The organism is Caballeronia concitans, from assembly GCF_001544615.1.
GTDB lineage: Bacteria > Pseudomonadota > Gammaproteobacteria > Burkholderiales > Burkholderiaceae > Caballeronia > Caballeronia concitans.
Window position 1 is genome coordinate 93,702 of sequence record NZ_FCNV02000012.1, and the last position, 26,286, is coordinate 119,987.

Annotated in this window: 26 protein-coding genes; 17 read left to right on the top strand and 9 right to left on the bottom strand. The window is 61.5% G+C overall.

Features of this window, described 5'->3' with window-relative positions; genetic code table 11:
- Nucleotides 1-37: 37 nt before the first annotated feature.
- Nucleotides 38-304 (bottom strand): DUF4242 domain-containing protein, encoded by a 267-nt coding sequence (locus AWB72_RS22910; RefSeq protein ID WP_040053654.1) that lies wholly within the window; start codon nt 302-304, stop codon nt 38-40.
- Nucleotides 305-457: 153 nt separating this feature from the next.
- On the opposite strand from AWB72_RS22910, the gene AWB72_RS22915 reads away from it, so the two are divergent.
- From AWB72_RS22915 to AWB72_RS22940, 6 genes are all read left to right on the top strand, one after another.
- Nucleotides 458-709: a hypothetical protein gene (locus AWB72_RS22915; RefSeq protein WP_143754671.1), complete on the top strand. Its 252-nt coding sequence runs from the start codon at nt 458-460 to the stop codon at nt 707-709.
- Nucleotides 710-723: 14 nt separating this feature from the next.
- Entirely contained in the window at nt 724-951 is a 228-nt protein-coding gene (locus AWB72_RS22920; protein WP_040053656.1) for a hypothetical protein, read from the top strand.
- Between the two features lie 120 nt (nt 952-1,071).
- Nucleotides 1,072-2,499: a cytochrome P450 gene (locus AWB72_RS22925; RefSeq protein ID WP_087128733.1), complete on the top strand. Its 1,428-nt coding sequence runs from the start codon at nt 1,072-1,074 to the stop codon at nt 2,497-2,499.
- Between the two features lie 97 nt (nt 2,500-2,596).
- Nucleotides 2,597-3,505, top strand: a complete 909-nt coding sequence (locus tag AWB72_RS22930; protein WP_040053658.1) for a LysR family transcriptional regulator — start codon at nt 2,597-2,599, stop codon at nt 3,503-3,505.
- A 112-nt stretch (nt 3,506-3,617) separates the two neighbouring features.
- Nucleotides 3,618-4,487, top strand: coding sequence for a class II aldolase/adducin family protein (locus AWB72_RS22935; protein WP_040053659.1), 870 nt, complete (start codon nt 3,618-3,620; stop codon nt 4,485-4,487).
- Between the two features lie 78 nt (nt 4,488-4,565).
- Complete coding sequence (locus AWB72_RS22940) at nt 4,566-5,870, top strand: MFS transporter (protein WP_040053660.1); 1,305 nt, start codon at nt 4,566-4,568, stop codon at nt 5,868-5,870.
- Between the two features lie 64 nt (nt 5,871-5,934).
- Here AWB72_RS22940 and AWB72_RS22945 read toward each other — a convergent pair whose 3' ends face one another.
- From AWB72_RS22945 to AWB72_RS22975, 7 genes are all read right to left on the bottom strand, one after another.
- Nucleotides 5,935-7,146 carry an AGE family epimerase/isomerase gene (locus AWB72_RS22945; RefSeq protein ID WP_244285714.1) on the bottom strand — a complete coding sequence of 404 codons (1,212 nt, stop codon included), beginning with the start codon at nt 7,144-7,146 and terminating at the stop codon, nt 5,935-5,937.
- A 66-nt stretch (nt 7,147-7,212) separates the two neighbouring features.
- A complete protein-coding gene (locus AWB72_RS22950) occupies nt 7,213-8,232 on the bottom strand; it encodes a helix-turn-helix domain-containing protein (protein ID WP_244285715.1) in 1,020 nt (339 codons plus the stop codon).
- A 16-nt stretch (nt 8,233-8,248) separates the two neighbouring features.
- On the bottom strand, nt 8,249-8,722 hold the full coding sequence (locus tag AWB72_RS22955) for a MaoC family dehydratase (protein ID WP_040053661.1): 474 nt from the start codon (nt 8,720-8,722) through the stop codon (nt 8,249-8,251).
- Complete coding sequence (locus AWB72_RS22960; RefSeq protein ID WP_040053662.1) at nt 8,719-9,912, bottom strand: CaiB/BaiF CoA transferase family protein; 1,194 nt, start codon at nt 9,910-9,912, stop codon at nt 8,719-8,721. The genes AWB72_RS22955 and AWB72_RS22960 overlap by 4 nt, the downstream gene beginning before the upstream one ends.
- 26 nt (nt 9,913-9,938) lie before the next feature.
- On the bottom strand, nt 9,939-11,102 hold the full coding sequence (locus AWB72_RS22965; protein ID WP_040053663.1) for an acyl-CoA dehydrogenase family protein: 1,164 nt from the start codon (nt 11,100-11,102) through the stop codon (nt 9,939-9,941).
- A complete protein-coding gene (locus tag AWB72_RS22970; RefSeq protein WP_052450179.1) occupies nt 11,099-11,923 on the bottom strand; it encodes an enoyl-CoA hydratase/isomerase family protein in 825 nt (274 codons plus the stop codon). The genes AWB72_RS22965 and AWB72_RS22970 overlap by 4 nt, the downstream gene beginning before the upstream one ends.
- Nucleotides 11,924-11,927: 4 nt before the next feature.
- Complete coding sequence (locus AWB72_RS22975) at nt 11,928-12,353, bottom strand: MaoC family dehydratase (RefSeq protein ID WP_040053664.1); 426 nt, start codon at nt 12,351-12,353, stop codon at nt 11,928-11,930.
- A gap of 305 nt (nt 12,354-12,658) precedes the next feature.
- Between AWB72_RS22975 and AWB72_RS22980 the strand changes: the two genes are divergently transcribed.
- From AWB72_RS22980 to AWB72_RS23015, 8 genes are all read left to right on the top strand, one after another.
- Nucleotides 12,659-13,690, top strand: coding sequence for a TRAP transporter substrate-binding protein (locus AWB72_RS22980; protein ID WP_052450181.1), 1,032 nt, complete (start codon nt 12,659-12,661; stop codon nt 13,688-13,690).
- A 50-nt stretch (nt 13,691-13,740) separates the two neighbouring features.
- Nucleotides 13,741-14,274: a TRAP transporter small permease gene (locus AWB72_RS22985; protein ID WP_040053665.1), complete on the top strand. Its 534-nt coding sequence runs from the start codon at nt 13,741-13,743 to the stop codon at nt 14,272-14,274.
- A 10-nt stretch (nt 14,275-14,284) separates the two neighbouring features.
- Complete coding sequence (locus tag AWB72_RS22990) at nt 14,285-15,556, top strand: TRAP transporter large permease (RefSeq protein ID WP_040053666.1); 1,272 nt, start codon at nt 14,285-14,287, stop codon at nt 15,554-15,556.
- Between the two features lie 249 nt (nt 15,557-15,805).
- The gene (locus AWB72_RS22995) at nt 15,806-17,044 is read left to right on the top strand and encodes an ABC transporter substrate-binding protein (RefSeq protein WP_244285716.1); all 1,239 of its coding nucleotides are present in this window, start codon (nt 15,806-15,808) and stop codon (nt 17,042-17,044) included.
- Between the two features lie 104 nt (nt 17,045-17,148).
- Nucleotides 17,149-18,024: a branched-chain amino acid ABC transporter permease gene (locus AWB72_RS23000; protein WP_087128734.1), complete on the top strand. Its 876-nt coding sequence runs from the start codon at nt 17,149-17,151 to the stop codon at nt 18,022-18,024.
- 2 nt (nt 18,025-18,026) lie between these two features.
- Complete coding sequence (locus AWB72_RS23005) at nt 18,027-18,953, top strand: branched-chain amino acid ABC transporter permease (protein ID WP_040053668.1); 927 nt, start codon at nt 18,027-18,029, stop codon at nt 18,951-18,953.
- Nucleotides 18,950-20,464 (top strand): ATP-binding cassette domain-containing protein, encoded by a 1,515-nt coding sequence (locus AWB72_RS23010; protein WP_040053669.1) that lies wholly within the window; start codon nt 18,950-18,952, stop codon nt 20,462-20,464. Before AWB72_RS23005 ends, AWB72_RS23010 begins: the two co-directional genes overlap by 4 nt.
- A 65-nt stretch (nt 20,465-20,529) precedes the next feature.
- On the top strand, nt 20,530-21,054 hold the full coding sequence (locus AWB72_RS23015) for a DUF4142 domain-containing protein (RefSeq protein ID WP_040053670.1): 525 nt from the start codon (nt 20,530-20,532) through the stop codon (nt 21,052-21,054).
- Between the two features lie 14 nt (nt 21,055-21,068).
- Here the strand turns inward: AWB72_RS23015 and AWB72_RS23020 are convergent, their stop codons facing one another.
- Nucleotides 21,069-23,282, bottom strand: coding sequence for a GAF domain-containing protein (locus tag AWB72_RS23020; protein WP_052450182.1), 2,214 nt, complete (start codon nt 23,280-23,282; stop codon nt 21,069-21,071).
- Between the two features lie 275 nt (nt 23,283-23,557).
- On the opposite strand from AWB72_RS23020, the gene AWB72_RS23025 reads away from it, so the two are divergent.
- The 3 genes from AWB72_RS23025 to AWB72_RS23035 all read left to right on the top strand — a co-directional run bounded on the left by AWB72_RS23025 (nt 23,558) and on the right by AWB72_RS23035 (nt 26,283).
- On the top strand, nt 23,558-24,010 hold the full coding sequence (locus AWB72_RS23025) for a DUF2231 domain-containing protein (protein WP_040053671.1): 453 nt from the start codon (nt 23,558-23,560) through the stop codon (nt 24,008-24,010).
- A gap of 4 nt (nt 24,011-24,014) precedes the next feature.
- On the top strand, nt 24,015-25,316 hold the full coding sequence (locus AWB72_RS23030) for a PQQ-dependent sugar dehydrogenase (RefSeq protein WP_052450183.1): 1,302 nt from the start codon (nt 24,015-24,017) through the stop codon (nt 25,314-25,316).
- A gap of 556 nt (nt 25,317-25,872) precedes the next feature.
- The gene (locus AWB72_RS23035; RefSeq protein ID WP_087128737.1) at nt 25,873-26,283 is read left to right on the top strand and encodes a DUF2000 domain-containing protein; all 411 of its coding nucleotides are present in this window, start codon (nt 25,873-25,875) and stop codon (nt 26,281-26,283) included.
- Nucleotides 26,284-26,286 lie beyond the last annotated feature (3 nt).

Here is a 26,286-nt window from a genome sequence, read left to right on the forward strand (position 1 = left end):
GGCGCGGGCTGCGGAATAGTTAATACTGATCATGCCGTCAGGTCGCGGCGAGCAGCCATTCCGGCCTGTGCTCCGTGACTTCGATGATTTCGTCCGCAGGAATGCTCGCGCGTCGCGCCGCTTCGCGAATCGCCTCCATGTTGTTGGCCTCGTAAAGGCAGTAAGTTTTGCGCTTGTCGGCGGTGAGGAATGAGACGAGCCATTTGACGCCGACTTCATTGTTTATTTCAGTCACTTCGGTCGCGCCCTCGACGGTGAAGTCGAGTTGCTCCGCGAAATTACGCTCGATCATGAAGAGAGTCATAAGGGCCTCCGTTTTCGTGAAACTGCAAACCTTCAGAAAGTCTAGTCACGATGGTCAATCCTTGCCATATACGAATCGCTTCGCACGACCTACAAATGAGTCGACGGCAGCCGATGCATGCGTCGGGTTGTCGAATCGCTCGGAGACACGGTCATGAAGCCAGGCCTCATTCCCGGAATCATCGTTGCAGTCGCGCTGCGTGCGCCGGTCTCGCCGCTGTCGGATGGACGGCTGCCCGTCGACGCGGCAAAGCCGCGCGAAGCATGGCCGGCGCTCGAGCAGGTGCATTTTCCCGGCGTCCCGCTGGGCGGTTACATCACGCTGAAGTCGATTCGTCTTTACGACGACAGCTTGGCTTTTCGCGCAACGGCGCGCGATAGCTTTAACGATTCGGGAGGTGAATGATGAGAAACAAAGCTATGCTAACCACGTTCGTCGTCGTATCGGCGGCATTTCTTAACGATGCGCACGCTTATTCGCAAGAGGAAGTGAATGCGTTCGATGGTGTCGAGCGCACGAGCGTTTCGTCGGACGCTGGACGTGCGAAGTCCGATGCCGTCGCTGATACGCAAGCGAAAACGAGTCGCGCAACGTCGGCTTCGTCGGACGAATGGCGCGCTTCCATCCAGACGTTCAAGCATCATTGAACGGAGTGATACGAACGTTCGGCGCAAGCATGACACCGGTTGCCCGGGAGATATGCTCTATCCTCTGCTATAGGGCTTGCCGCGCGCGAATCCGATCGCGTCTGAAAAACGGAGGTGAGTATGGCCTACCTTCAGCATGGCGCGAACGGAACGCTGCGCACTGTGAGGGATCTTCCATGCCCGCCCGGTCTGCCTCTCCTTGGCAATCTATTCCAGTTGACACCGGCAAAGCTGCATCTGACGCTGGAGCATTGGGCCGAGCGTCTGGGATCGCCTTATCGGGTGCAATTGGGGACCATTCCAATTACCGTGTGGACGCAAGCCGATCTCTTTCAGACCGTGATGCGCGAGCGTCCGCATATCTACAGACGCATCGAGCCGATGGAATCCGTGATGTCGGAACTCGGCGGAAACGGCTTGTTTTCGGCGGAAGGCGAGGCATGGGCGCCGCAGCGCCGGTTGGTGATGCATGCGTTGTCTCCATCCAACATCAAGTCGTTCTTTCCGACGCTCGCGGCTATCACCGAACGCTTTCGCGTCCGTTTGCAGGACGCTGCGGCCGCTCACAGAACGCTCGAAATGACTGACGAGCTCAAGCGCTTCACAGTGGATGTAACGAGCACGCTCGCGTTCGGCGAAGATCCGCACACGCTGGAACAGGAGCGGGGCGTCATACAGGAACAACTCGCGCTCATTCCGCCCGCGCTGATGCGGCGCGTCTCGGCGCTCTTTCCGTACTGGCGTTATGTCAGGCTTCCGCAGGACAGGCGGTTCGAACGCGCGATGGTGCGAATCCATGAGTACATCGAACGAATGATAATGCGCGCACGAACACGCCTGTCCGATTCTCCGGATGCGCCTCCCGGCAACTTACTCGAAGCGATGCTATTGGCGCATGACGAGTACGCATCGAAAGTCACTGACGAGCTCATCGCGGCGAACGTGCTGACGTTGCTTGTGGCGGGCGAAGATACGACAGCGAACGCCATCGCGTGGGCGCTCATGTACATCGCAACGGATGCGTCCCTGCAAAAGCGCTTGTTCGACGAATCGCTTACGACGATGGGGCATCGAAACGTATGTCCCGACTTCGAAGCGCTGAAGGGCCTCGATCTTTGCGAAGCGGTGTGCAGCGAGGCTCTGCGCCTGCGCCCGGTCGCCGCGATCCAGACGTTCGAGCCGCTAACCGAAGTGAACGTCGGCGGAGTGCTGATACCGGCCGGCACACGCATGTTCTACCTCACGCGTCCCGCCATGCTCGACCCGACGCACTTCAGTCAGCCGCAAGCGTTCTTGCCCGAGCGCTGGCTGCAGCCGCGAACCGCGGGTAACGGACCGCATGAACAGAAGGCTTATCTGGCGTTCGGCGCGGGGCCGCGCGTGTGTCCGGGACGCTATCTGGCGGCGGTGGAAATGCGGCTCGTCATATCGATGATGGTCAGGCGATTCGAGATCGAGCTGGATGCCGATCCGCAAAGCATCGAAGAAGTATCGGCGTTCACCATGGTGCCGAACCGCATGCCCATCACGCTCACCATGCGAAGCTGATCCCGTTCGACGCGAAGCACCGCGATCATGTACAGTGGCCGTCACATTGGAAACGCGGCCTGGCTCATGCCGATGGTCGCAGCAACGGATCGGGCTCATGCGGGACGAAAGACTTCTGGAGATGCGCGTATTCAAGACCGTGGTGGAAGCCGGCGGCTTTACCGCTGCCGCGAATCTCCTCAACGTGAGCCAGCCGTTCGTCAGCCAGAGCGTCAATAGCCTCGAGCGGCGGCTGGGCGTGAAGTTGCTGCATCGCTCCACGCGCACGCAGCGGCTTACCAGCGAGGGCGAACGCTTTCTTCAGTCCTGCAACGATATTCTCGATAGTCTCGAAGAAGCCGAAGCACAAGTCCGTTCAAGTGAGCCGACCGGCAATCTGCGTATCAGCGCGCCTCACGCATTCGGCATGGATCAGCTCGTGCCGGCAATACCTCGCTTTCTCGCCGCTTACCCCCAGCTATGCGTGCATTTTTCGTTGTCGGATTCGAATGTGAATCTCATCGAAGATAACTTCGATATTGCCGTGCGCATGGGCCGTCTGCAGGATTCCTCGCTGCGCAGCCGAAAGCTATGTGATTTGCAGCGCATCGTCGTGGCATCGCCCGCTTATCTTGAGGCGCACGGACAGCCCGTGACGCCGCACGGCCTCGTCAAGCATGCGTGCCTGACCTGGGAATCGCCGCGCGAGCATCTGAATCAATGGCCGTTCATGATCAACGGCCGACTCGAACGCGTGGCGGTTCGCGGCAGCTTTCGCAGCACCGACGGCACCACGCTGTTCCAGTTGTGCGTGGCGGGCGTGGGCATCATGCGGCTGGCCGAACACCTGGCTTTGCCCGCCATCCGTAGAGGCGATCTGGTGCGGATCTTGTCCGACTATGAAGCAAAGGACGATACCGCGATCCACGTCGTCTATCTTCCCGAGCGGCAACTGGTGCCGCGCATCCGCGCGTTCATCGATTATTTCGTCGACGCTTTTCGCCAGCCGCCCTGGCATCAGGGCTGACCGGCCGATTCATCACCCGGCGTAATAAGTGCTATTGTCCGGCGCCCGTAGATCGGCCATGCCTGTTTCCTTATCTTAGCGGCAGTAACCCACTGCCCAGAAGGAAGACATCATGAGCACAGGCGCCGAAGATCTCCGCAGCTCCGCTTCGCAAAACGAACTGCGTCGCACCATTTCGCATCCATCGAACAATTCCATTTATCGGCCGAAGCAGACGGGGCTCAAATTTCCCGATCTGCCCGATTTCAAGTCTTTCGCGGAAGAGCGGCAGCATCGCAAGGAACGGCTCGTGGCCGCGTGCCGCGCGTTCGCCCTGCATAACCTCGATTATGGTTTCGCGGGCCATTTGACCGTGCGCGATCCCGAGTTTCCGGAGCTGTACTGGACCAACCCGATGGCCGTGCATTTCTCGCAAGTGAAGCTCTCGAACCTCATTCTTGCGAACCATGTCGGCAAGGTCGTGGAGGGCGAATATGCGGTGAATCGCGCGGGTTTCGTGTTGCACGCTGCCGTTCATGAAGCCAATCCGGACATCGTTGCAATGTGCCATGCGCACACGGTCTATGGCACGGCGTTCGCGGCGCTCGGTCGTCCGCTCGATCCGATCACGCAAGACGCCGCTGCGTTTTTCGAAGACCATGTCGTGATCAAGGACGAGGCCGGTGCGGTCGCCGTGGAAGAGAAAGCAGGTTTGTCGGTCGCGGACTACTTCAAGAACGTCAAGGCAGCCATTCACCAGAATCACGGCCTGCTGACCGTGAGCCGTCATAGCATCGAAGCTGCCGCGTTCTGGTTCATCGCGCTCGAGCGATGCTGCCAGCAGCAATTGCTCGTGGAAGCCACCGGCATCAAGCCGATCATGGTGCCGGAGCATAGCTCGCGTTATAGCCGCGACAATGTCGGCAGCGAATACATCGGCTGGCTGCATTTTCAGCCCATCTATGAGCAGCTCGTGCAAACGAGCCCGGACATGTTCGACTAAGCGCCGAAAGACGGCGTCGCATATAAAGCCAGGCTGGCGCGACAACGAGCGCGCCACCGATGATTGCAGGAGACAAGCATGTCCAAAACCGCTTACGGCGATGTCGTCGCGCAAACCAGCGCCGAAGACGCCACTTATGCCAAAGTGACCTGGCGACTCATTCCCTTTCTATTTCTTTGCTACGTCTTTGCGTATCTGGATCGCGTGAACGTCGGGTTCGCCAAGCTGCAGATGCTGGCCGACCTCAAGTTCAGCGAAACCATTTATGGGCTCGGTGCGGGCATATTCTTTATCGGATACTTCATCTTCGAAGTGCCGAGTAATATCGCGTTGCATCGCTTCGGCGCGCGCAAATGGATTGCTCGCATCATGCTGAGCTGGGGCGTGCTGTCCGGCATGATGATCTTCGTGAAGACGCCCACTGCGTTCTACGTGCTGCGCTTTCTGCTCGGCGTGGCCGAGGCGGGTTTCTTCCCGGGCATCATTCTCTATCTGACCTATTGGTATCCGTCTTCGCGGCGCGCCAAGATCACGGCGATGTTCATGACCGGCATTCCCATTGCCGGCGTCATCGGCGGTCCGCTGTCGGGCTGGATATTGAACAGCTTCACCGGTGTCGGCGGCATGGCGGGATGGCGCTGGCTGTTTCTGCTGGAGGCGCTGCCTTCGATCATCGGCGGCATCGTGGTTCTGATGTATCTCGACGACAACATCCGTGGGGCGAAATGGCTGAGCGCGGACGAGAAAGACCTGCTGCACAAAGGGCTTGCGAACGAGTCCGAGCATATCGAGGTGCATAGCGCGAAGGGCGCATTCAGCAATCGTCGAGTATGGGTGCTGTGTCTTTGCTACTTTGGCATCATCATGGGCCTCTACGGGATCGGCTTCTGGCTGCCGACGCTCATCAAGGCAACGGGCGTAGCCGATGCATTCAACGTCGGTCTCTTGACGACGATTCCGTATGGCGCCGCAGCGGTCGCGATGGTGCTGCTGGGACGCAGCTCGGACCGCAGCAAGGAACGGCGCTGGCATGTGGCGTTGCCGGCCATCGTCGGCGCAGCGGGTCTCGTGGCGAGCACGCTCGTGCCGCATAACGTCGCGCTGGCAGTGGGTTCGCTCACGTTCGCCACCATCGGCATACTCGGCGCACTGTGTCAGTTCTGGGCGATTCCGCCCGCGTTTCTCGGCGGCGTCGCGGCGGCGGCGGGCATCGCGCTGATTAACTCGGTCGGCAATCTGGCGGGTTTCGTGAGTCCGTATCTCGTCGGATGGATCAAGGATGTGACGCATAGCACCGACATGGGACTGTATTGCGTCGCGATCTCTTTGGTCGTGGCGGCGGGCGTTGTCTTGACGATGCCGAAAAAGGTAGTGAATCGATAGAGCGCGCACCAGACGTCGCTCGCAAAAGAGGAACGCATGACATGCATGCGTTCCTCTTTGTCATTTAGCGCATGGAGAGACGCGGCGCCGACAGCGGCCGCAACTTGCCCGGATGCACGGCCCGGCACAACGCTTCGACGAAAAAGAAATCGCCGAACATCGTCGCACCGTCCACGCCAATGTTATGCGGCTTCGAATAGCATGAGTTATGCAGCAACCCGTGCTGCCCCTCCTTCGTGAACTCGTCGCGGCACAGCGCTTCGAGCATCGCGAGACCGTGACGTCCCCACTTCTGCGCGGCTTGCGCATCCGGATGCACGCGCGCCATCTCGATCAATGCCGACGCCACCACCGCCGCCGCAGCCGTGTCCTTGATCTCCGCGTCGCGCCCCGTTGCATCGAAATCCCATGGTGGGATCTGACGCCCATCAAGGCGATGCAGATAGTATTCGGCGAGCCGCTCCGCGAGATCCAGATACGAACGCTTGCCCGTCTCGCGCGCGGAATTCACGTAGCCGTAGATGGCCCATGCCTGCCCCCGGCTCCACGCGGATTCGTCGAATGCGCCCTGAAACGTGTAACCGCGTTTCCGCTCGCCGCTTTCGAGGTCGTATTCGACGGCGTGATACGTCGATTCATCGGCGCGCACGAAGGCCCGCGCGGTCATCTCGGCATGCGCGTCGGCTGCATGACGATAACTGCCATCGTCGGCATAATCGGCGGCCCAGTAAAGCAGCGAGAGATTCGCCATGGTATCGATTGCGGATGCGCTGCGGCCGCGCGGGTCCGACAGCGGTCCCCATGACGCGATATACGCGCCGCCACGCGTCGTCACGAGTCGCGCGCGCAGCTTGTCGGCTGCCTCAAGCGCGATCTTCGCGAACCATTCGTCGCCGGTGATGTGATAGCCCGGCACCGCGCTGCTGTCGAAAATGAAGCCGATATCGTGCGTATTCGGATCGTGCGCGCGCTGCTCGACGAGACGCATGCGCGCGCGTGCCCATTCGAGAAAGCGCGCGTCGCCGGTATGCAGATGCGATGTCAGCAACAGGCCGACCCAGAAGCCGCAGAACCAGTTGCCGTGACTCCATGCATCGCCGTCATAGCCCGCCGAAAGCGATGCAGGCAGACGCACCCATTGACCATCCGGACCGGTGACTTGCGGAAACTCCACGCCAAATGTGAATTCGTCCGCCGCGACTTTTTGGGCAGTGCGATCGAGAATGCGATTGAAAAGCTGCTTCTGTTCATCGGTGATCAACAACGATTCGGACACGATGTCTCCTTGATAGGTCGTCGGATGCGTGAGCATGCATGGCGGCGGCGTCGAAACGAATCGCCGTCAGATATGCAGTTTTTCGAGGCTGCGCCGGTAATCGATCGGCGAGCGCCCCGTATGTTTGCGAAAACAGCGGCTGAAATAAGCGGGATCGTCGAATGACAGCATCGCGGCTATCTCGGCGATGTTCACCTCCGAATGCAGAAGCAGGCGCTTCGCTTCCAGCATCACGCGCTCGCGGATGAGCTTCGCCGCCGTACTGCCGAGCGCCTGGCGAGTGGCTTCGTTGAGCGCGCGTTCGGTCACGTTGAGCAGGCGCGCGTAATCGGCTGCTTCGTTTACCGAACGAAAGTGCTTTTCCAGAAGACTTCTGAAACGGCGCGACAGCAGCACGCTGCGCGACGCGCCCGCGTCGCGCATGGCGGCTGCATCGCACATGCGTGCGACCTTGATCAGAAAGACGTGCAGATACGCCCAGATGGCATCGGTGTAGCCGACTGCTTCTTCCTGATACTCCTGGCGAATGCCGTCCATCACGCGCGTGAGCTCGCGCACTTGCGCATCGCTCAAATGAAGGCACGCATTGAGCTTCTCGAAGTCGTACACGGGCACGTCCGTCTCCGAGTGCCGGTTCTGCACGCGAAACGCAAAGAACTCGGACGAGAAGCTGAGCGAATAGCCGAGCGTGTCCGCTGAAAGATCGAGATCGTGAATCGATCCCGGCGACATGAAATACAGCGTATGCGGCCGCACGTCGTAACGCACCGAATCGATCACGTGCGAGCCAGTGCCCGCGATGACCCACATCATGTGATAGAAGTCATGCCGATGCGGATAAGGCAGCGTCGACTTCAATGCTTCGATTGGCGCAAGATGAAAGTCGGGCGATTTGACGTGCGCCCCATATTCGTAATCCTCGATCCTGATGACAGGAACGTGGCAGCAACATGCGGTATCCACCTGTCTCCTCCGGTCCAGCGGCGCCGCGTTTTCGTCGTAGTGTGCGCGCCCCGGCACCATAGGCATCCGCACGAGTGTATCGGTGCGTGCGCCCATGACGTAAGTGGCGATAACACTATGCATCGCGTTGTGCGCGGGTTCATGCGACGGCGGTACGCGCCACGTTCGCATCGACGAATCTCAGCTCCTTCAGCGCGGAAAGGCCGCTCAGCACGACATGTCCATGCTGATTCCGCACCGTGGTGTCCATGACGAGCACGCGTTTGGCGGGCTTCTTCTCGACGACGCAAACGTTGATCGTCACCGTGTCGCCGATATACACCGGCCCCGTGAAGCGCAACTCCTGACCGACATAAGCGAAGCCCGGCCCCGTCAGCTCCGTGTGAGCCGCTGAGACAAGAGCTGCCGTGAGCAGCCCATGCACGACGCGCCGGCCGAATGGCGAGCGGCTCGCGAATGCATCGTCCATGTGCAGCGGATTCAAGTCGCCCGAAAGCTTTCCAAAGGCCTCGACTTCGGCCTCCGTCACGGTGTGATCGATCACCTGCGCGCGGCCGATTTCCACATCGTCGAAACGAAGCAATGCCGGCAGGTTAGGTGTGTTTGCGTTCATGCGGTTCTCCTCGAAGTCAATGCGATGCCGCGCTCGACATAGTCGTCGATCTCGTTCGGCGTATATCCCAGTTCCGCGAGCACCTCGCGGGTATGTTGTCCGTGACGCGGCGGATGCCGGCGCAACGGCGGCGCGGCCCCGTCATAGCGCACCGGATGCGCGAGCAGGCGCACCGGTCCCGCCTCTTCGTGTTCGAAACTCATGATCATCTGGTTGTGCTCGACTTGCGGATCGCGTTCGACCTGCTCGTAGTCGTTCACCGGCGCGAACCAGATGTCGTGTTCCTCGAAGACGCGCATCCATTCTTCGGTGGTGCGCGTCCTGAGCGTGTCATAGACGAGGCGGTTGATCTCGTCGCGGCGCCGCACGTTGTCCTTCGGATGCGTGAAGTCGGCAAGCGCGGGACATGACAGCGCGCCCGCGAGCTTTTGCGTCGGCGTGAGCGACATCGCGATATAGCCGTCTTTCGTGCGATATACGCCATAGGGCGCGGGATGAAAGCGGCTTCCCGTCGGCGGTTGCGTGCGCTTCCACAGCGGCCCCTTGTTCATGTAGTACGTGAACGGTTCGATCTGCAAATCCAGTGCGGCGTTGAGCAGATTGCTCTCGACACGCGTGCCGACGCCCGTGCGCTCGCGCGCCTGCAACGCGGCGACCACGCCGAACGCAGCGAGCACGGCCGCATGCTGATCGACGATCGCGGAACCGACGGGCGTGGGCGGCGAGTCGGCTTCGCCGGAGAGCATCGTCATGCCGCTCATCGCCTGCAGCAAGAGGTCCTGACCGGGACGCTTCAAATAGGGCCCCGATGATCCATATCCGGTGCACGAGCAATAGACGAGACGCGGATTGACCTCGTGAACCTGCGCGTAGCCGAATCCCATCTTGTCGAGCACGCCGGGGCGATAGTTTTCGATCAGCACGTCGGCTTCCTTGATCAGACGCCAGACGATCTCGCGCGCCGCTTCATCGCGCAAATCGAGCGATATGCTGCGCTGGTTGCGGTTGCCCAGCAGAAAGAACACGCTCACGCCTTCGACGAACGCATCGGCGCCTGTCCAACCGCGCTCGAATGCGCCGCCCGGCGGCTCGATCTTGATGACATCGGCGCCGACATCGGCAAGCATCTGCACGGCCGCCGGGCCTTGCAGGAAATGCGTGAAACTCAGGACCTTGATTCCTTCCAGCATGAAACCCCCTTTGTGTCAGCGCGCGTTCATGCCAGCAGCGAACGCGCGATGATCATGCGCTGTATCTCGGATGTGCCTTCGACGATCTCGAGCACCTTCGCATCGCCGAACGCGCGTGCGACCGGGAACTCTGCCATCACGCCGTATCCGCCGTGAATCTGCAGTGCCTGATGCGCAGCCTGCATCGCCATCTCGGAAGCAAAGAGCTTGGCTTGCGAGGCTTGCGTATCGAAGGGCGCGCCGGCGTCTTTGCAGGCGGCTGCGTCGTAGAGCATCAGACGCGCGGCGTGCGCATGCGTGGCCATGTCGGCGATCTTGAACTGCAGCCCCTGAAACTCTGCGATCGCGCGGCCAAATGCACGGCGTGCCTTCATGTATTCGATCGAGCGATCCAGCGAGCCCTGCAGAATGCCCAGCGCAAGCGCGCCGATCAGAATGCGGCCCGTGTTGATTTGCGCGAGCGTCTGGCGCAGGCCCGCGCCGCGTTCGCCGAGCAGATGATCGGCGGGAATCGCGCAATGCTCGAAGAACAACTCATGCGTGATGGACGCGCGCCAGCCGATCTTGCGCAGCTTGCGGCCCGTCTGAAAGCCGGGCGTGCCCGAAGGGACGATGAAGTTGGATATCTCCTTGCGGCCATCCGCGCGCGTGCCCGTCACCGCGGCGATCACCACAGGGCCGCCTATCTCCGTGCCCGAATTGCTGATGAAGGTTTTGGCTCCGTCGATGATCCATCGCTCTCCATCGAATACCGCACGTGTGCCGATGTTCGCCGCATCGGACCCGGCATCCGGTTCTGAAAGTCCGATCGAGCCGATTTGCGTGCCGTTCATGATCGGCCGCAAGAAGCGGTCTTTTTGCTCGGGCGTGCCATAGTTCGAGAGCAGGCTCGCAACCGTGGAGTTCGCCATCAATGCGTTGGCCACTGCGCAGTCCACGCGCGCAAGTTCCTCCAGCACGATGACGAACGAAAGCCAGTCGCCGCCTCCGCCGCCCCATTGCTCGGGATAGGGCAGGCCGGTGAAGCCGAGCTTGCCGGCTTGCGCCCAGATGTCGTAGGGAAAGGCCTCGTGCTCCCAGAGCCGCTCGGAAATGGGCGCGATTTCCTTTTCCGCGAAGCGTCGCACGGCATCGCGAATCATCGCGTGTTGCTCGCCTAGCCAGTGAGGCAACGTCGAAAGAGTCGTCATGACGAAACCTGTTCAGTGCGTTGGTCGGATGCGTCTTCGCTCGCGCGCTTCGCGGGCCGACGCGCCATGAATTGCCGCAAGCCGGCGCGCGCGCCCTCGCTCGAGAAATTCACCGCGTATTGCGCGGCTTCGAAGTCGAGCCCTGCGGACAAGGGCAATTCGCTTGCGCGATTCAGCGCGCGCTTGCTCATCTCGGCTGCAAAGGGATCGAATGCCGCGAGCGTCGTCGCAAGGGAACGGACTGCGTCGAACAGGTCCTCGTGCGCGACGATGTCATGAATGAAGCCGAACGTCTCGCACTCGCTCGCCGAGAATCGACGGCCTGTCATGACGAAACGCTTCGCGCACGCAAGACCGAGCTTCGCGACGGCCAGTTGCGTGCCGCCCCAGCCAGGCATCGTGTTGAGCGTGATTTCGGGGAACGCGAAACTGGCGTTCCCGGACGCAACGATGAAGTCGCACGCGAGCGCGAGTTCGAAGCCTCCGCCGAGCGCGTAGCCATTGACCATGGCGATGGTCGGCTTCGCACATTCGTGCAGGCGCAGCATCGTGCGCTGGCCGGCCAGCATGTCGCGATACGCGGCCACGCCGTCGAGCGATGAAAGCCGCTCGATGTCGTTGCCCGCGGCAAACGCCTTCGGCCCGCTGCCGGTAATGGCGATGACGCGCGTGGCTTCGTCGGCGAGTGCATCATCGAGTTCCGCTTCGAGCATGGCGAGCATCTCGGGCGTGAACGCATTGAGCTTGTCCGCGCGATTCAGCGTCAGCAGGCGCAGCGGTCCGTGTTGCGCGGAGAGTACGGGAGTCGTGTCCGTCAGCATGGCATCACAGCACTTTGAGGTACGTCTTGCCCGACGCGACGACGACACCGTCCTGACGCGTCACATCGGCGGCGAACACGCACACGTTGCGTTCCTCGTCCTTTTCCTCGAGCGTGAGGCGCGCAGTGACGGTATCGCCGATGAAGACGGGTGCATTGAACGTGATGTCATAGCGATACGACACCGCGCCCGGACTCGGCGCTTTCGCAGCCATGTAACCCATGACCGTGGAGAGAAAGCCCACCGACAGACACCCTTGCGCAATGCGCTTTTCGAAGCGTGTCTGCTTCGCATACTCCTCGTTCAGATGCACCGCATAGAAATCGCCGACGATGCCGGCAAAACCATAGATGTCGTATTCGGAAACGGTCTTGGCGAAGTCGGCGGTGTCGCCGACTGCATAGCAATCCATATGGGGACGTTTGGCCATGTCGAATAGAGGTGAATGGTTGGGTCAAAGCGCTGCGCGGTCAGCGTGCGCTGCTGTGTCAGTGTGGAAGCCACTTTAAAGAGCGGCCTCATTGAACCGGTAGGACGGTTCCAGCGATCTCTTGGACTTTCTTGCAGGAATGTCGTGGCTGCGTTTGCCGGGCGTTAAAAAGTCCAAGAATTTCGAAGCGTGGTCCTAACGCACCATCGCGCCGATCACAAATACTTGCGTCAACCCGCCGGACCTCGCACGACTCGATTCGCGAGGCATACGAGAGGCGGTTTCCCTGTCGCAAAGGAGACAAAATGAATTCGCTCTTCAAGGCGCAACACATGCTGCGCGTCGCAATGGGCGCGGCCGTGACCGCGATGTGCGTGGCTGCATCCACGAGTGCGTTCGCGGACGAGATCGTCATGAAGCTCGGCCACACGCTCGCACCGGACAATCACTACCAGCTCACCGCGCAAGTGTTCGCGAAGGAAGTGGCGCAGCGCACGCATGGTCACGTGAAGATCGAGTTGTTCCCGCAGTCCCAGTTGGGCGGCGAAGTGCAGATGACGCAGGCGTTGCGCACCGGCACGCAAGACCTCATGATTTCCGCGCAGGCGCCGATCGACAACACGATCAAGCAGTGGCAGATCTTCGACATGCCGTATCTGTTTTCGAGCATGGACGAAGCGAACGGCGTGCTGCAAGGTCCCGTCGGCCGCAAGTATCTCGACATGATGCAGCCCGTGAACATGATCGGTCTCACGTGGCTCGCGGTGGGCGAGCGCAATCTCTTCACGAGCAAGCGGCCGGTAACTTCGCTCGCGGACATGAAGGATCTGAAAGTGCGCGTGATGCAGAGCCCCGGTTATATCGCCGGTTATAAGGCGCTCGGTGCGAATCCCACGCCGCTCGCTTATAACCAGTTGTTTCTCGCGCTTTCGCAAGGTCTCGTCGACGGCGCGGATACATCGCCCGAGCAGTTCGTGCAGGACAAGTTCTCCGACGTCGCCAAGCATTTCTATGTGACGCACGTGAACTATCTGCCGGTCGTGCTCGCGATGAGCAAGGCATCGTGGAGCAAGCTCTCGCCCGCCGATCAGAAGGCATTCCAGGAATCCGCCGCGATCGCCGCGCAATTCGATCTCAAGGAATACAAGCGCGAATACGATGCAGCCATCGCGACCATGAAGCAAAAGGGCATTCAGGTCACCGTCGTCGATACGACGTCGTGGGCGCAGGCGACGAAGGCAGCACGCGATGAACTCGTCGCGAAGATCCCCGATGGCGCGGCGCTGTATCAGGAGATCAACGCGGCGAAGCAGTCGTCGGCGGTTGCATCGAAATGATGGAAGGGGCAGACGGACAGGGCATAACGCAGGGGACGGAGGTGACCCGTATGGAAAAGATCGCGCGCGGCTTGATGTTCGCCGACGATATCGTGCTCAAGATCAATCTCTTCGTGTGCAGCTGTCTGCTGCTCGCGGCGGTGATGGTGGCGGGGCTCGGTGTCGTCTATCGCTTCGTGCTGCACGATTCGCTTTCATGGTCCGACGAGGTCGCGGCTTATCTCTTCGTCTGGCTCACGTGTCTGGGCGCGGCGGCCGGCGTGAAGCTGCGCGCGCATCCCGAAGTGCGCGTGCTGGCGGACCGCGTGCCGGCCGCAATCGCGCCCTTGCTCAAGGACTTCTCGGATTGCGCGATCCTCGCGCTAGGCGCGGTGTTCCTGATGTGGGGCTCGGACATGCTGGCGCTGATGGGTACCGAGACGGCCGCGTCGGTTCCGATCTCGATGGTCTACCCGTATCTTTCCATTCCCGTGTGCGGTGGACTGCTCGTGTTTCATTCGCTCGTGCGTATCGTGGTTTCGCATCTCGCACCGCAGGCGCAGGCGAATGCCGCGATGGTCGAAGGCGTCTCCGAACACCTCTAGGATAAACATCATGTGGGCAATCGCTTTGGGAGCAGGGCTGCTCGGCCTGGGCGTGCCGGTGGCCATTTGCATCGGCATCGCGGCGACGATCGCGCTGTCGGTCAACGGCACGCCGCTGCTCGTCATTCCGCAGCAACTCTTCTCCAACCTCAATAACGTGGGACTGCTCGCCATTCCGTTTTTCATGCTGACGGGCGCGATCATGGATTCGGGCGGCGTGTCGAAGCGCATCATCGAGTTCTCGCAGGCGCTGGTGGGCTTCATGCGCGGCGGCATCGGGCAGGTCACGATCGTCGCGAGCATGTTCTTCGCGGATCTCTCCGGCTCCGCTACCGCCGATACCGCCGCAATCGGCTCCGTGATGATTCCCGGCATGGTCAAGAAGGGCTATAACCGGGCGTTCGCAGTGGCCTTGCAATCGGCGGCGGGTTCGCTCGGCCTGTTGTCACCGGTGTCGATGAGCATGCTGGTCTATGCGTACACAGCGAACGTTTCGGTGGGCACAATGTTCATTGCGGGCATCATTCCCATGCTGCTCGTCGTTGCGTCGTTCATGATCGTCAACTACGTGACTGCCGTGCGTCATGACTACAGCGCGGTCGAACCGTTCGATGCACGCAAGCTGTGGAAGACCTTCCGCGAAGCGTTCTGGGCGCTGCTCACGCCGGTGATCATCCTGGGCGGCATTCTCGGCGGCATCTTCACGCCGGTCGAAGCAGGCGTGGTCGCGGCCGTGTACGTGACGCTCGTCAGCGCGTTCATCTTCCGCACGCTCAAGCTTTCGCACTTCAAGGACATTCTCGTGCGCACGTCGGTGAACACGACGCGCGTGTCGTGCCTGTTGGGCCTCGCTTTCGTGCTGGGACGCTATCTGATCGAAGCGCAGATTCCGCTGCATGTCGCGAACAGCTTTCTTGCGATCACGACGAGCGCCATCGTGCTGCTCATCCTGATCAATCTGTTCCTGATCGCAGCGCATACCGTGCTCGAAACCATCTCGAGCATCGCGGTGGTGATTCCCGTGTTCCTGCCGCTCATCGTGCAGATGCACATCGATCCGATCGTGTTCGGCGTGATCGTGCTGATCAACTCGGCCATCGGCATCAATCTGCCGCCGATCGGTTTCTGTCTGTTCACGGCGGCGTCCATTGGCGGTGTGTCGGTGGAGAAAGCGACGCGTGCGATTCTTCCGTTCATCCTCGCGCTCGTGATCGACCTCATGCTGATCATTTTCTTTCCGCACATTCCTCAATTCCTGCCGCATCTTCTGGCCGGCCGGTGAACGCTCACCGAGGTATCGCCGCGAGTGCCCTATTCGCGGCGATACTTACGACTGTCAGACCGCCCCGCATTCATGACATTTCGGCATGACCGTCTTTTATCGTAACTACTGATTTAGCGCGCGACACGCGAGTGTTACTGTTTGTCGGCAGATCCTTAATTGCTGAACGTGATGTGTCTGGCTGGCGTCGCTCCACGATGGACTACAAAGAGGAGACGGATGATGTCAAAGGGCAGGACGTGGCGGGGGATGAGTACGGTTATCGCAACCGGTACGGCAATGGCTGGGCTGAGTCTATCGGGCACGGCGCACGCGGCAGGAGAGCCGATCAAGATCGGCGTCATCAGCGAGGAGTCCGCGGTTGCGGGCGCTTCCATCAGCAAGGCCGCGCAGCTCGCGGCGGAAGAGATCAACGCGAAGGGCGGCGTCGACGGCCGGCAAATACAAATCATCGCGTATGACGATCATTCATCGGCGTCCGACGGCGTGCGCGCGTTCCAGCGCGCGGCGAGCCAGGACAAGGTGGTCGCCATCATCGGCAGCTATATCAGCGAAGTCGCGCTTGCGATGGAGCCGTGGTCCGCGCGACTGAAAATGCCGTTCATCACGCCGGGCGCGGCGAGCAACGAAATCTCCAAGCGCGTTCACGACGACTACAACAACTACAAATACACGTTCCACGGCTGGATGACATCGGCATTCATCGCGCAGTCCATCTGCGATTTCTCGCATGACGTGCTCGTCGGCGAGTTCAAGATGAAGACGACCGTCGTGATGAGCGAGGACGCCGCGTGGACCAAGCCGCTCGACGAACGCTACCTCGAATGCCTGCCGAAAGCCGGCCTCAAGGTGCTGGACCATATCCGCTTCAATCCGGATACGTCGGACTTCACGCCGATCTTCAACCAGATCGAAGCGAAGCATCCGGACACGATCACCACGGGTATCAGTCACGTGGGCGTGCAGCCGACCGTGCAATGGCACGATCAGCAAGTGCCTATTCCGATGACCGGGCAAAGCTCGCAAGCCACGACGACGAGCTTCTGGAAAGACACCAACGGCGCGACCGAGGGCGTCATCACCGCATCGGCGGCGGCGCCGGGCGTCGCGGTGACGCCGAAGACCGTGCCTTTCATCGATTCGTATCAGAAGCACTTCGCCGGGGTATCGCCCGCCTATGACGGCTTCACGAGCTATGACCTCGTGTACATCATCGCGGATGCGATTCATCGCAACCAGGGCTCGACCGATCCCGACAAGATGGTCGATGCACTGGAGAAGAGCGACTATGTCGGCACGATAGGGCGCTGGCAGTTCTATGGCAAGAACGATCAGTTCACGCATGCGCTGAAGTACGGTGAAGGCTATATCACCGGCATCAACCTGCAATGGCAGAACGGCAAGCAAGTGGCGATCTGGCCCAAGTCGGTGGCGAATGCGAAGGTGAAGTTTCCGGCCTTCGTGAAGGTGCAGTCCGCCGCGAACTGAGCGCATCGAAGCGGCGAGCGCATGCGTCCCGCTGCGCTCGCTCCTTCGCGCGAGCGGCGGGGATCGTTTCCCTTTGCATCGTCATCGACACATGAAGGGCCGTTATGTTGCCACTGCAAATACTGATCGACGGCTTCGCGATCAGCTCGCTCTATGCGCTCGGCGCGATCGGTTTCACGCTGATCTTCGGCGTGTCCGGCGTGCTCAATCTCGCGCACGGGGGCGTCATGCTGGTTGCGGCGCTGCTTGGCTGGGCGCTCGCGGGCGAAGCGGGACTGGGTACGTATCTGGGCACGCTGCTCGGCATCATCTGCGGAATGATCGCCGCGTTCATCACCTATTTCATGGTGGTGCGGCCCATTCAGCGTTCGGCTGCCATCCCGCGTGAAGAGAAAGAGATCTTCGTGCTGACGGGCACGCTGCTGTGGGGCATCATGATCCAGCAGGGCATGGCCTACCTTTTCTCCGACAACCCGATCACGATGCGCCCGCTCATTCCCGGCGTGTTGAGCATCGCGGGCGTGCGCGTGCCTTACAACGAGATCATGATCGCGCTCGTATGCTGGGTGGTGATCGGCTTGTTGTGGCTCTTCGTGAACCGCACGAAAGCGGGCAAGGCGCTGCTCGCGGCGTCGATGAATCCGCGCGGTCTCACGCTGCTCGGCTTCGAGCTTTCGCGCATCTATCTGCTTGCGTGGACGCTTTATGGCGTGCTGGCCGGCGTCGCGGGCGTGCTGCTCGCGTCCTTCCTCGGCGTGAGCACGAACAACACCGGGCAACTCACGGCGAGCGCATTTTCCATCGTCGTGCTGGGCGGATTGGGAAGCGTATCCGGCTCGTTGATGGCCGCTTACGTCGTCGGCTATCTCGAGACCGTTACCGCGTATCTCATCGCGCCGACGCTGCGGCCGCTGCCCGCGCTGCTGCTGCTCGTGCTCGTCGTGTATGTGCGGCCGCAAGGCTTTCTCGGACGGCGCTAATCATGAAAGACATCGTTCGTTCGCGTCTGACATGGGCAGCCGTGCTGCTCGCGATCGTCGCCATGACGTTGCCGTGGTGGCTCACCGGATACATCCTCGGTGTGCTCACCGTGGCGTATTACTTCGGCGTCTTCGCGATGTCCTGGGACTTGCTCTTCGGCTTCGCGGGTGAAGTCAATTTCGGGCCGACGTTTCTGATCGGCTTAGGCGCTTACTCCGCGGCGATACTCAACGCGCACGCCGCCGCGCCGATACCCGTGTGCGTGATCGCGGGCGGACTCGTGGCGCTCGTCGGCGGCCTGCTGCTCGCGGTGCCAGCGTTGCGATTACGCGGACCGTACTTCGGTCTCGTCACGCTCGTCGCGGTCCTGTTGTTGCAGAACGCGATCGTGATCTTCGCGGGCATCACGGGCGGCGAGATCGGCATGATGGTGCCCGATGTCATGTCCGTCGATGCAAGCGTCAACTACTGGATCGCGCTCGTGTTCCTGATTGTCTGCGCGATCCTTCTGTTCGGCCTGTCGCGCTCGGCGATCGGTCTCATCTTGCAGGCGAGCGGTCAGGATACGGTCGGCGCGCAGGCGCTCGGCTTCAACATCGTGAAGCACAAGCTCGCGGCGTTCTGCATCAGCGCATTGTTCTCGGGCGTCGCCGGCGCGATGCTCGTGTTCTATCAGGGCACGGCGTCGGTGAGCACGGTGGTCGATATCGGCATCGGCGTGCAGATCATCATCGCGGCGGTGCTCGGCGGAAGACGCACGATACTCGGCGCGGTGCTCGGCTCGATCTTCCTGATCGTCGCGGGCGAGTTCCTGCGGCCGCTCGGACAGATCAACACCTTCGTGGTCGCGGCCGTCGCGCTCGCGGTCATCCTGTTCTTTCCGGATGGATTGCTCGGCAACCTTCTGCGCGTGAGGGAGCGTGAATGAACGATAGGGCTCTGCTCTCGGTGCGTGGCCTCACGAAGCGTTTCGGCGGCCTCGTCGCGGTGAAGGACATCGGCTTCGATATACGGGCCGGCGAGATACTCGGTCTCATCGGTCCGAACGGTTCGGGCAAATCCACGGTGATGAAGCTCATCATGGGTATCGAGCGGCCCAACGCGGGATCGGTCAAGGTCGATGGCGTCGAGATGGCCGGCTGGCTGCCGCATCGCATCGCGCGTGCGGGCGTGGGCATCGTGTTTCAGCATTCGCGGCCGCTGCATCGGCAAACGGTGCTCGAGCATATCAAGCTCGCGTTGCTGCCCGATTCGCTCATCAAGCTCGCCGCCGATCCTCACGTGAATCGACGCGCGCGGGAGATCGCGGAGCGCGTGGGCCTTGCCCGCGTGATGCATCGTCATCCCGCGACGCTGCCCTTCGCCGATCTGCGCCGCATGGAGATGGCCAAGGCCATTGCACGCGATCCGCGCGTCGTGCTCGTCGATGAACCGTTCGCGGGCTTGACCGCTGCGGAGTCCGAAGTATTTGCCGACCTCATTCGCGGCTTTCGCGCGGAAGGCCGTGCGGTGCTGCTCGTCGATCACAATGTGAAGAGCCTGGCGGCGCTCGCGGATCGCGTGCTCGCGATGTATCTCGGCGAGCATGTCGCCGAAGGCACGGCGGAAGAGGTGATGCGCAACGAGACCGTGCGGCGCGTGTATCTCGGCGGCAAGATCGAGGCGCGAGAGCGTGGCGCGGAGATTGCGAGCAACAGGCCGCCTATTCTGCAGGTCGATAACGTCGGCGTGCTCTACGGCAAGGCGCGCGCGCTCGATAACGTCAGCATGCATGTGCGCGAAGGCGAGTTCGTGTCGGTCGTCGGCCTGAACGGCGCAGGCAAGACGACGCTCTTCAACGCCATCTCCGGGCTCGTGCCGTATGAAGGCACCATTCGCTATGGATCGCAGGAACTGAAGGGCATGAGCGGCGCGGCGATCGCGCGCGCGGGAATCGTGCAATGCCCGGAAACACGCGAGCTTTTCGGCGACATGACCGTGCGCGAGAACCTCGATCTCGGCGGCTATCATCTCGCCGACAAGGTCCGCGCCGATCAGCTCAAGTGGCTCTTCGAACTCTTTCCGATACTCCAATCGCGTGAGAAACAGACCGCGCGCACCTTATCGGGCGGCGAACAGCAGATGCTCGCCATCGCGCGTGCGCTGATGATGCAGCCGAAGCTGCTGATTCTCGACGAACCCACGCTCGGCCTTGCGCCGGTGATTCTCGAGCAATTGTCGAAGGCGATGGAACTCATGCAGAAGACCACGCCGATCACCGTGCTGCTCGGCGAGCAGAACGTGACCTTCGCGCTTCCCCATGCGGATCGCGTGTATGTGCTGGAGCATGCGCGCATCGTGTGGGAAGGAAGCCCTTCGCGCTTCGAGAAGGAGATGGGGCGCGGCTTTCTCGAAGCGGCGCCGACGGAGTCCGCGCTGGCGTCACGCGCGAAGGCGTAGCGCCGCTCGCATCATCGAAATCCTTGGCGTGATACGCTGGCCTCTGGAATTCACGAGGCTGAGGCATGAAGGTCGCATCGCAATTCGTCGCGTTGCTGCTGCTTATCGCGTGCAGCATGCGCGCGCACGGCCAGGACACGCGTCTCACGGATGCGCAAATGGTCGGCGTCGTCATCGTCGCGAATCAGGCCGACATGGCAGCGGGCGAACTTGCCTTGCGCCGATCGCAATCGCGCAGCGTTCAGAGCTACGCGCGCAGGCTCATTGCCGAGCATGACGACGTGAATCGTCAGGTGGCCGCCATGCTCGATCGGCTCGATGAGCAGGCGCGTCCCAGCGCCATGAGTGAAGCGCTCACGAAACAGACACGCGATGACCTGTCCGCGCTCGACGACGTGCAGAGCCGCGATTTCGACCTCGCGTATCTGCAGCATGAGATCGCGTGGCATCAGCAATGGATCGCGACGATCGAGCGTTTCATCCGCACGACGACGAGCGCCGACGTCAAGGCGCTGCTGGCTGCGTCGCGGCCCGCTTGCATATTGCATCTCGATCAGGCGCAAAGGCTCGAATGGGCGTTGCGCCGATAAGAAGCGGCACGCCGTTACGCCGCGCGCTGTTCGGCAAGGCGTGCGAGGCGAATGACCACGCGCGCATGCGTGGCGTCGAAGTATCCGTCGAGTTGCGCGTCGTGTCCCTTGATGATGGCATTGGCAATATAAAGCCCCAGTCCCAGTCCGCCGCGATTGTTCGTGTTGTCGAGCGAGCCGCTCTTGAACGGATCGAGCAGCCGCTGAAAGCTCGTGCCGGGACGCTCGCGTAGCCGGTTGCTGATTTCGACGACTTGTATCGAACCTTCGGCGCGCGCCTTCAACTCGATGGGATGCGAAATGTCGCCATGCTGGCGCGCATTGCTGATGAGGTTTGTGAGCGCCTGACCGAAGCGGTCTTCATCGATATACGCGTCGCCGATGTCATCCGTCACATGCGCGCGGATGGTCACGCCCGGATGCGCGAGCCGATTCTGTTCGACCGTGCTCTCGATCACATCCTTCAAGCCGACGACTTGCCGGCTCAGACCCAGGCCCAGACCCGAACGAATGCGGCTCACATCGAGTATGTAGTTGATGAGCGACTGCATACGCCGCGTCGAACCCTCCACGCGCTTCGCGGTGTCCGTCGACGTGGCGAGGCCGCGCCCCATCAGCAGCATCGCCATGTTGATGGCCTGCAGCGGATTGCGCAGGTCGTGGCCGAGCGTGGCGAGCAGCGTGGTGCGGGCGCGTTCGGCTTCACGCATCCGTTGAAGCGCGACGTCCTGCAGGACCGCCTTCAGTTCTCGCGCGGCGCGCTGGTCGGCATCGCTCCATTCGCGGCTGGAACCCGTCACAGTCTGCTTCCACACTTCGAACGATCCGCGCGGCGTGAGCCGTGGACCGTTCGGCCCCTGAGCGATGATCTTCTCGGGTGGCCCGGCCCAATTGATGGTTTCGACGAGTTCATCACGCAGCCACACGATCGTGACCGGCGCTTCGCCGCCGACATGAACCGCCATGCATCCGGCCGCCGTGCCGCTCGTGGAGGGAATCGGCGCGAGAGCGGGAATGTCGCGTTGCCATGAGTCGGTCACGAGCGTATCAGTGCGCGTGTCGATCATGTGCGTGGCGAGCGCGCAAAGCTCCGTGCGGTGCACGAGCCGCGAGCCGCCGAGCGGTAGCACTTCGTGATCGACGACGGCGAACGCCGCGTCGCAATCGACGAGACCGACGATCGCCGGCCCCGCGCGCACGAGTCCCGATCCGAAATCGTCGGCGTGCGCAAGCTCCGACATGATGCGTTGCGCGGATTCATGCGTGCGATGGTCATGCGACAGACTCAGCCGCGCCTCGGTCTGCGATACGAGAATCGACACCACCTGTGTCAGCACGGTGCACGAAAGCCGCACCGCATGCGATGCGCGATACGGGCTCATGTGGTGACACGCGAACAGGCCCCACAACTTGCCTTCGACGATGATCGACACGCTCATCGACGCGCACACGCCCATGTTCTTCAGATATTCGATGTGTACCGGGGAAACGCTTCGTAGTACGGAATGACTCAAATCGAACGGGGCTTGCGTTTCAGGATTCAGGCTCGGCACGATCGCCACCGGCTTGCACGCCACCGAGGCGATCTGCCGAATGGGATTGAGCAGATAGAGACGCCGCGCCTGCGCGGGAATATCGCTGGCGGGATAGCGCTGATGCAGATACGGCGGAAGATCGTCGCGATGCGCTTCCGCGATGACTTCACCGCTTCCGTCGCCGAGAAAACGATAGCCCATCACGCGGTCGAAGCCGGTCATCGTGCGGATGGCCTCGGCGGTCTCCTGCAGCAAGTCGGCCACGTTCGCATATTGCCGCGCTTGCAAGCGCTGAATGGCGCGTTGGGAATACATCGCGAATTGCGATGCGCCCGGCGTATCCGGCGGCACCTGTTCGAACTCGACGACGAGCGTATCGCCGGACCAGTGCATGACGAGATCGAAACGTTCGCCGGATTGCGTCATGCATTCGACGCTCTCGAGGCTCTCGTTGCGCGCAAGCATCGCCTTGCCGATCGCAAGACGCGCGCAGCGGTCGAGATGGTCTTCCGACAGCGCATCTCGTAGCGCGGGCAGCGGCCCGAGCAAGGTCGCGGCGTTCTCGCTTCGCGCGATCAGGGCGCCGTTGCGGTCGAAGCAAAGCAACGCGCCGTGCGGCTGCACGAGACCGAGTGCATGGATGGGTTCCTGATCGCAGTTCGCTACGTTTTCTGGGAGCGTGGGATTCTTCATTGGATGGCGATGCGGGTTCACGGGCTCCTTCGCTGAAAGAGGCGGTGACCGCGGGCTCGTTGATGATCGGGCAGTGCGACCGTCGATGTTCTTGACGACGTAAGCAGGCCGCTGCGCAAGCTGCGTGCCCGCGTGGGCATCATGGTCGGTGACATGACGCGGAGACAAGCAATGCATGGTACGCAAGCGAAGGCCATTCGTCAGGCACGTGCCATGCACTTCCACATGGCCGTTCTCTTTCACCCAGAAGGGTTCAACCCAAAGGGGATTCGCCTATGACTCCGCTTCGCCCGCGATACCGTTCGCGACTGGCCACGGCGCTCTTCGACTGGCTCAATCCGGTCCCGTATGGCCTCTTCGTCGGCACGCTGATCTTCGACATCATCTATGCGAACACTGCCGTGGTCCTATGGGCCAAGGCGGCGTCATGGCTCGTGACTGTCGGACTTCTGTTCGCCATCGTTCCGCGTTTCATCAACCTCGGTCATGTATGGTTCGGTCCTCGCGGCACGGTCACGGGCCTGGAACGTACGGACTTCTGGCTGAATCTCCTCGGCATCGTCGCGGCGATCGTCAATGCTTTCGTGCATTCGCGCGATGGCTACGCGATCATCCCGCTCGCCGTCATTCTCTCGGTCGTCACCGTTGCGCTGCTGAGCATCGCGCAGGTCGCGCTGGCGCTCGACAAGTACAACCGCTTCAGCCTGCCGGAGGCCGCCCGTGAATAAAGCCATGTTGATCGGCGTCCTTTCGATGGCCATCGCCGCGTGCCTCGCCGGATGCGACGAACGCGCCTCGTACGATTCCGCGCATCAGGCAGGCGGCAATCCGCCGTTGCCGAGTCCGCACAACTTCTTGAAGCCGCCGATGCAGGTGCCGAAGCACGTCGGCTGGAAGAGCGGCGAAGCGCCCAGGGTCGCCGACGGCCTGAAGATCGAGAACATCGCGTCGGGGCTGGAGCATCCGCGTCAGGTGCTTGCGCTGCCGAATGGCGACATACTCGTTGCCGAATCGAGCAGCCCGCAGGAGGAGCCCGTCACCACGCCGAAGCAGCTGATCGCGGGCATGGTCCAGAGCCGCTCGGGCAAGGAAGCGAAGGGCGGCAATCGCATCACGCTGCTGCGCCGGGGCAGCGGCGGCGCGTGGGAGAAGCATGTGTTCATCGATCATCTGCATTCGCCGTTCGGCATGCAGTTGATCGGCAATACGCTCTATGTCGCCGATACCGATGCGATCCTCTCCTTCCCGTATCAGACCGGCGCCACGAGCATTGCGCAGCCGGGCGTCGAGCTGACCGATCTGCCGAGCACGGTCAATCATCACTGGACGAAGGCGCTGCTCGCGAGTCCCGACGGCAAGAAGCTGTATGTGGGCGTCGGATCGAACAGCAATGTCGGCGAGAACGGCCTCGAAGTGGAATATCGGCGCGCGGTCGTGCTCGAAGTCGATATCGCGACGGGCGGCAGCCGCGTGTTCGCGGCGGGCATTCGCAATCCGACCGGCCTGCAATGGGAGCCGAAGACCGGCAAGCTGTGGACGGTCGCCAACGAGCGCGACGAGATCGGCGCCGATCTCGTCCCCGACTATCTGACGTCGGTTCAGGAGCACGGCTTCTATGGCTGGCCTTACAGCTATTACGGGCAACATCTCGATGAGCGCGTGCATCAGCAGCGGCCGGATCTGGTCTCGAAGGCGCTGAAGCCGGATTACGCGATCGGCTCGCACGTCGCGCCGCTCGGCCTCCTGTTCTATACCGGCGACAACCTGCCGGCGCAGTATCGCGGTGGCGCGTTCATCGGCGAGCACGGAAGTTGGGATCGCTCGCCGCTGTCGGGCTATGCGGTCGCGTACGTGGCGTTCGAGAACGGCAAGCCGGTCGGTGCGCCGAAGCCGGTCGTCACAGGGTTTGTTTCCGACGACGAAAAGGAATTGCGCGGCGCGCCCGTCGGACTGGCGCAGGACAAGGACGGCGCGCTCATCATCGCGGACGACGCGGGCAACGCCGTTTGGCGGGTAACGAAAGCAGGAGGGTGACGCCTCGATGAAAAATGATAGAAATGGAAGTTGGTTCAGATGTCCGCCGCCTTCTTGACCCTAAAAAGTCGTAAAAATGGAGGTCAACAGAGCGAAGACGGTCACATTCCGCTATACTTCAGTTCATTGCCGCGCGTCAAATCGCGCGGCAAACCTTTCTCTCAGGTTCTGGCACGGCCCCTCGGATTGGCCAGAACTTTCAAGCCGGCTCTCGAAGCCGGCTTTTTTTCGCCCTAAATCATCGGCGGTAATAAGGTTATTGCGAAAAACGATGCGACTTTGGAACCGGTTCCAAGGTATTCTGCGCTCGCAGCGTTGGAAACCGTTTTCGGCCAGCTAGAACCTGAGAGAGCGCCGAGGATCACGAGCAACGGCCGGCGCTGCACCTTCTTCAAGTGTGAACCGCGCCGTATGCCGTTCGGCGAAAGCGGCGCCGCACGAATCAACCCGCGCCGCCTTCCCGAACCGCGTTCGCATTTTGCGACGCCCCCGCGCACGCCGGCCTCGCGGCGCCTAACATCGTCTTCCATTCACGATCCGAACCAAGACTCAAGCAATGGAATTCGAAACCAAGGTATCCATCGTCGTGCTGGACGAACTCGCGATCTGGCAGAAGCTCAACGTCACCGCGTTCCTCGCGACGCGCATCGCGGGTGCAGCGCCCGAAGCGATGGGCGAGCCGTACGAGGACGCCGTGGGCCGCAGCCATGCGCGTCTGCTCGGCCAGCCGATGATGATCTACAAGGCCGATCCCGCTGGCTTGTTGCGCGCATGGCGGCAAAGCATCGAACGGGAATTGACGCGTGCCGTGTACGTGCGCGCGATGTTCGCGACCGGCCACGATCAGGCGAACCGCGACGCCTTTCGCCAGGAACCGGCTGACGAGCCGGACCTCGTGGGTATCGCGATGCGCGGGCCGAAGAAGAGCGTCGACAAGGCCGTGAAAGGACTGGCCCTGCACGACTAGGAC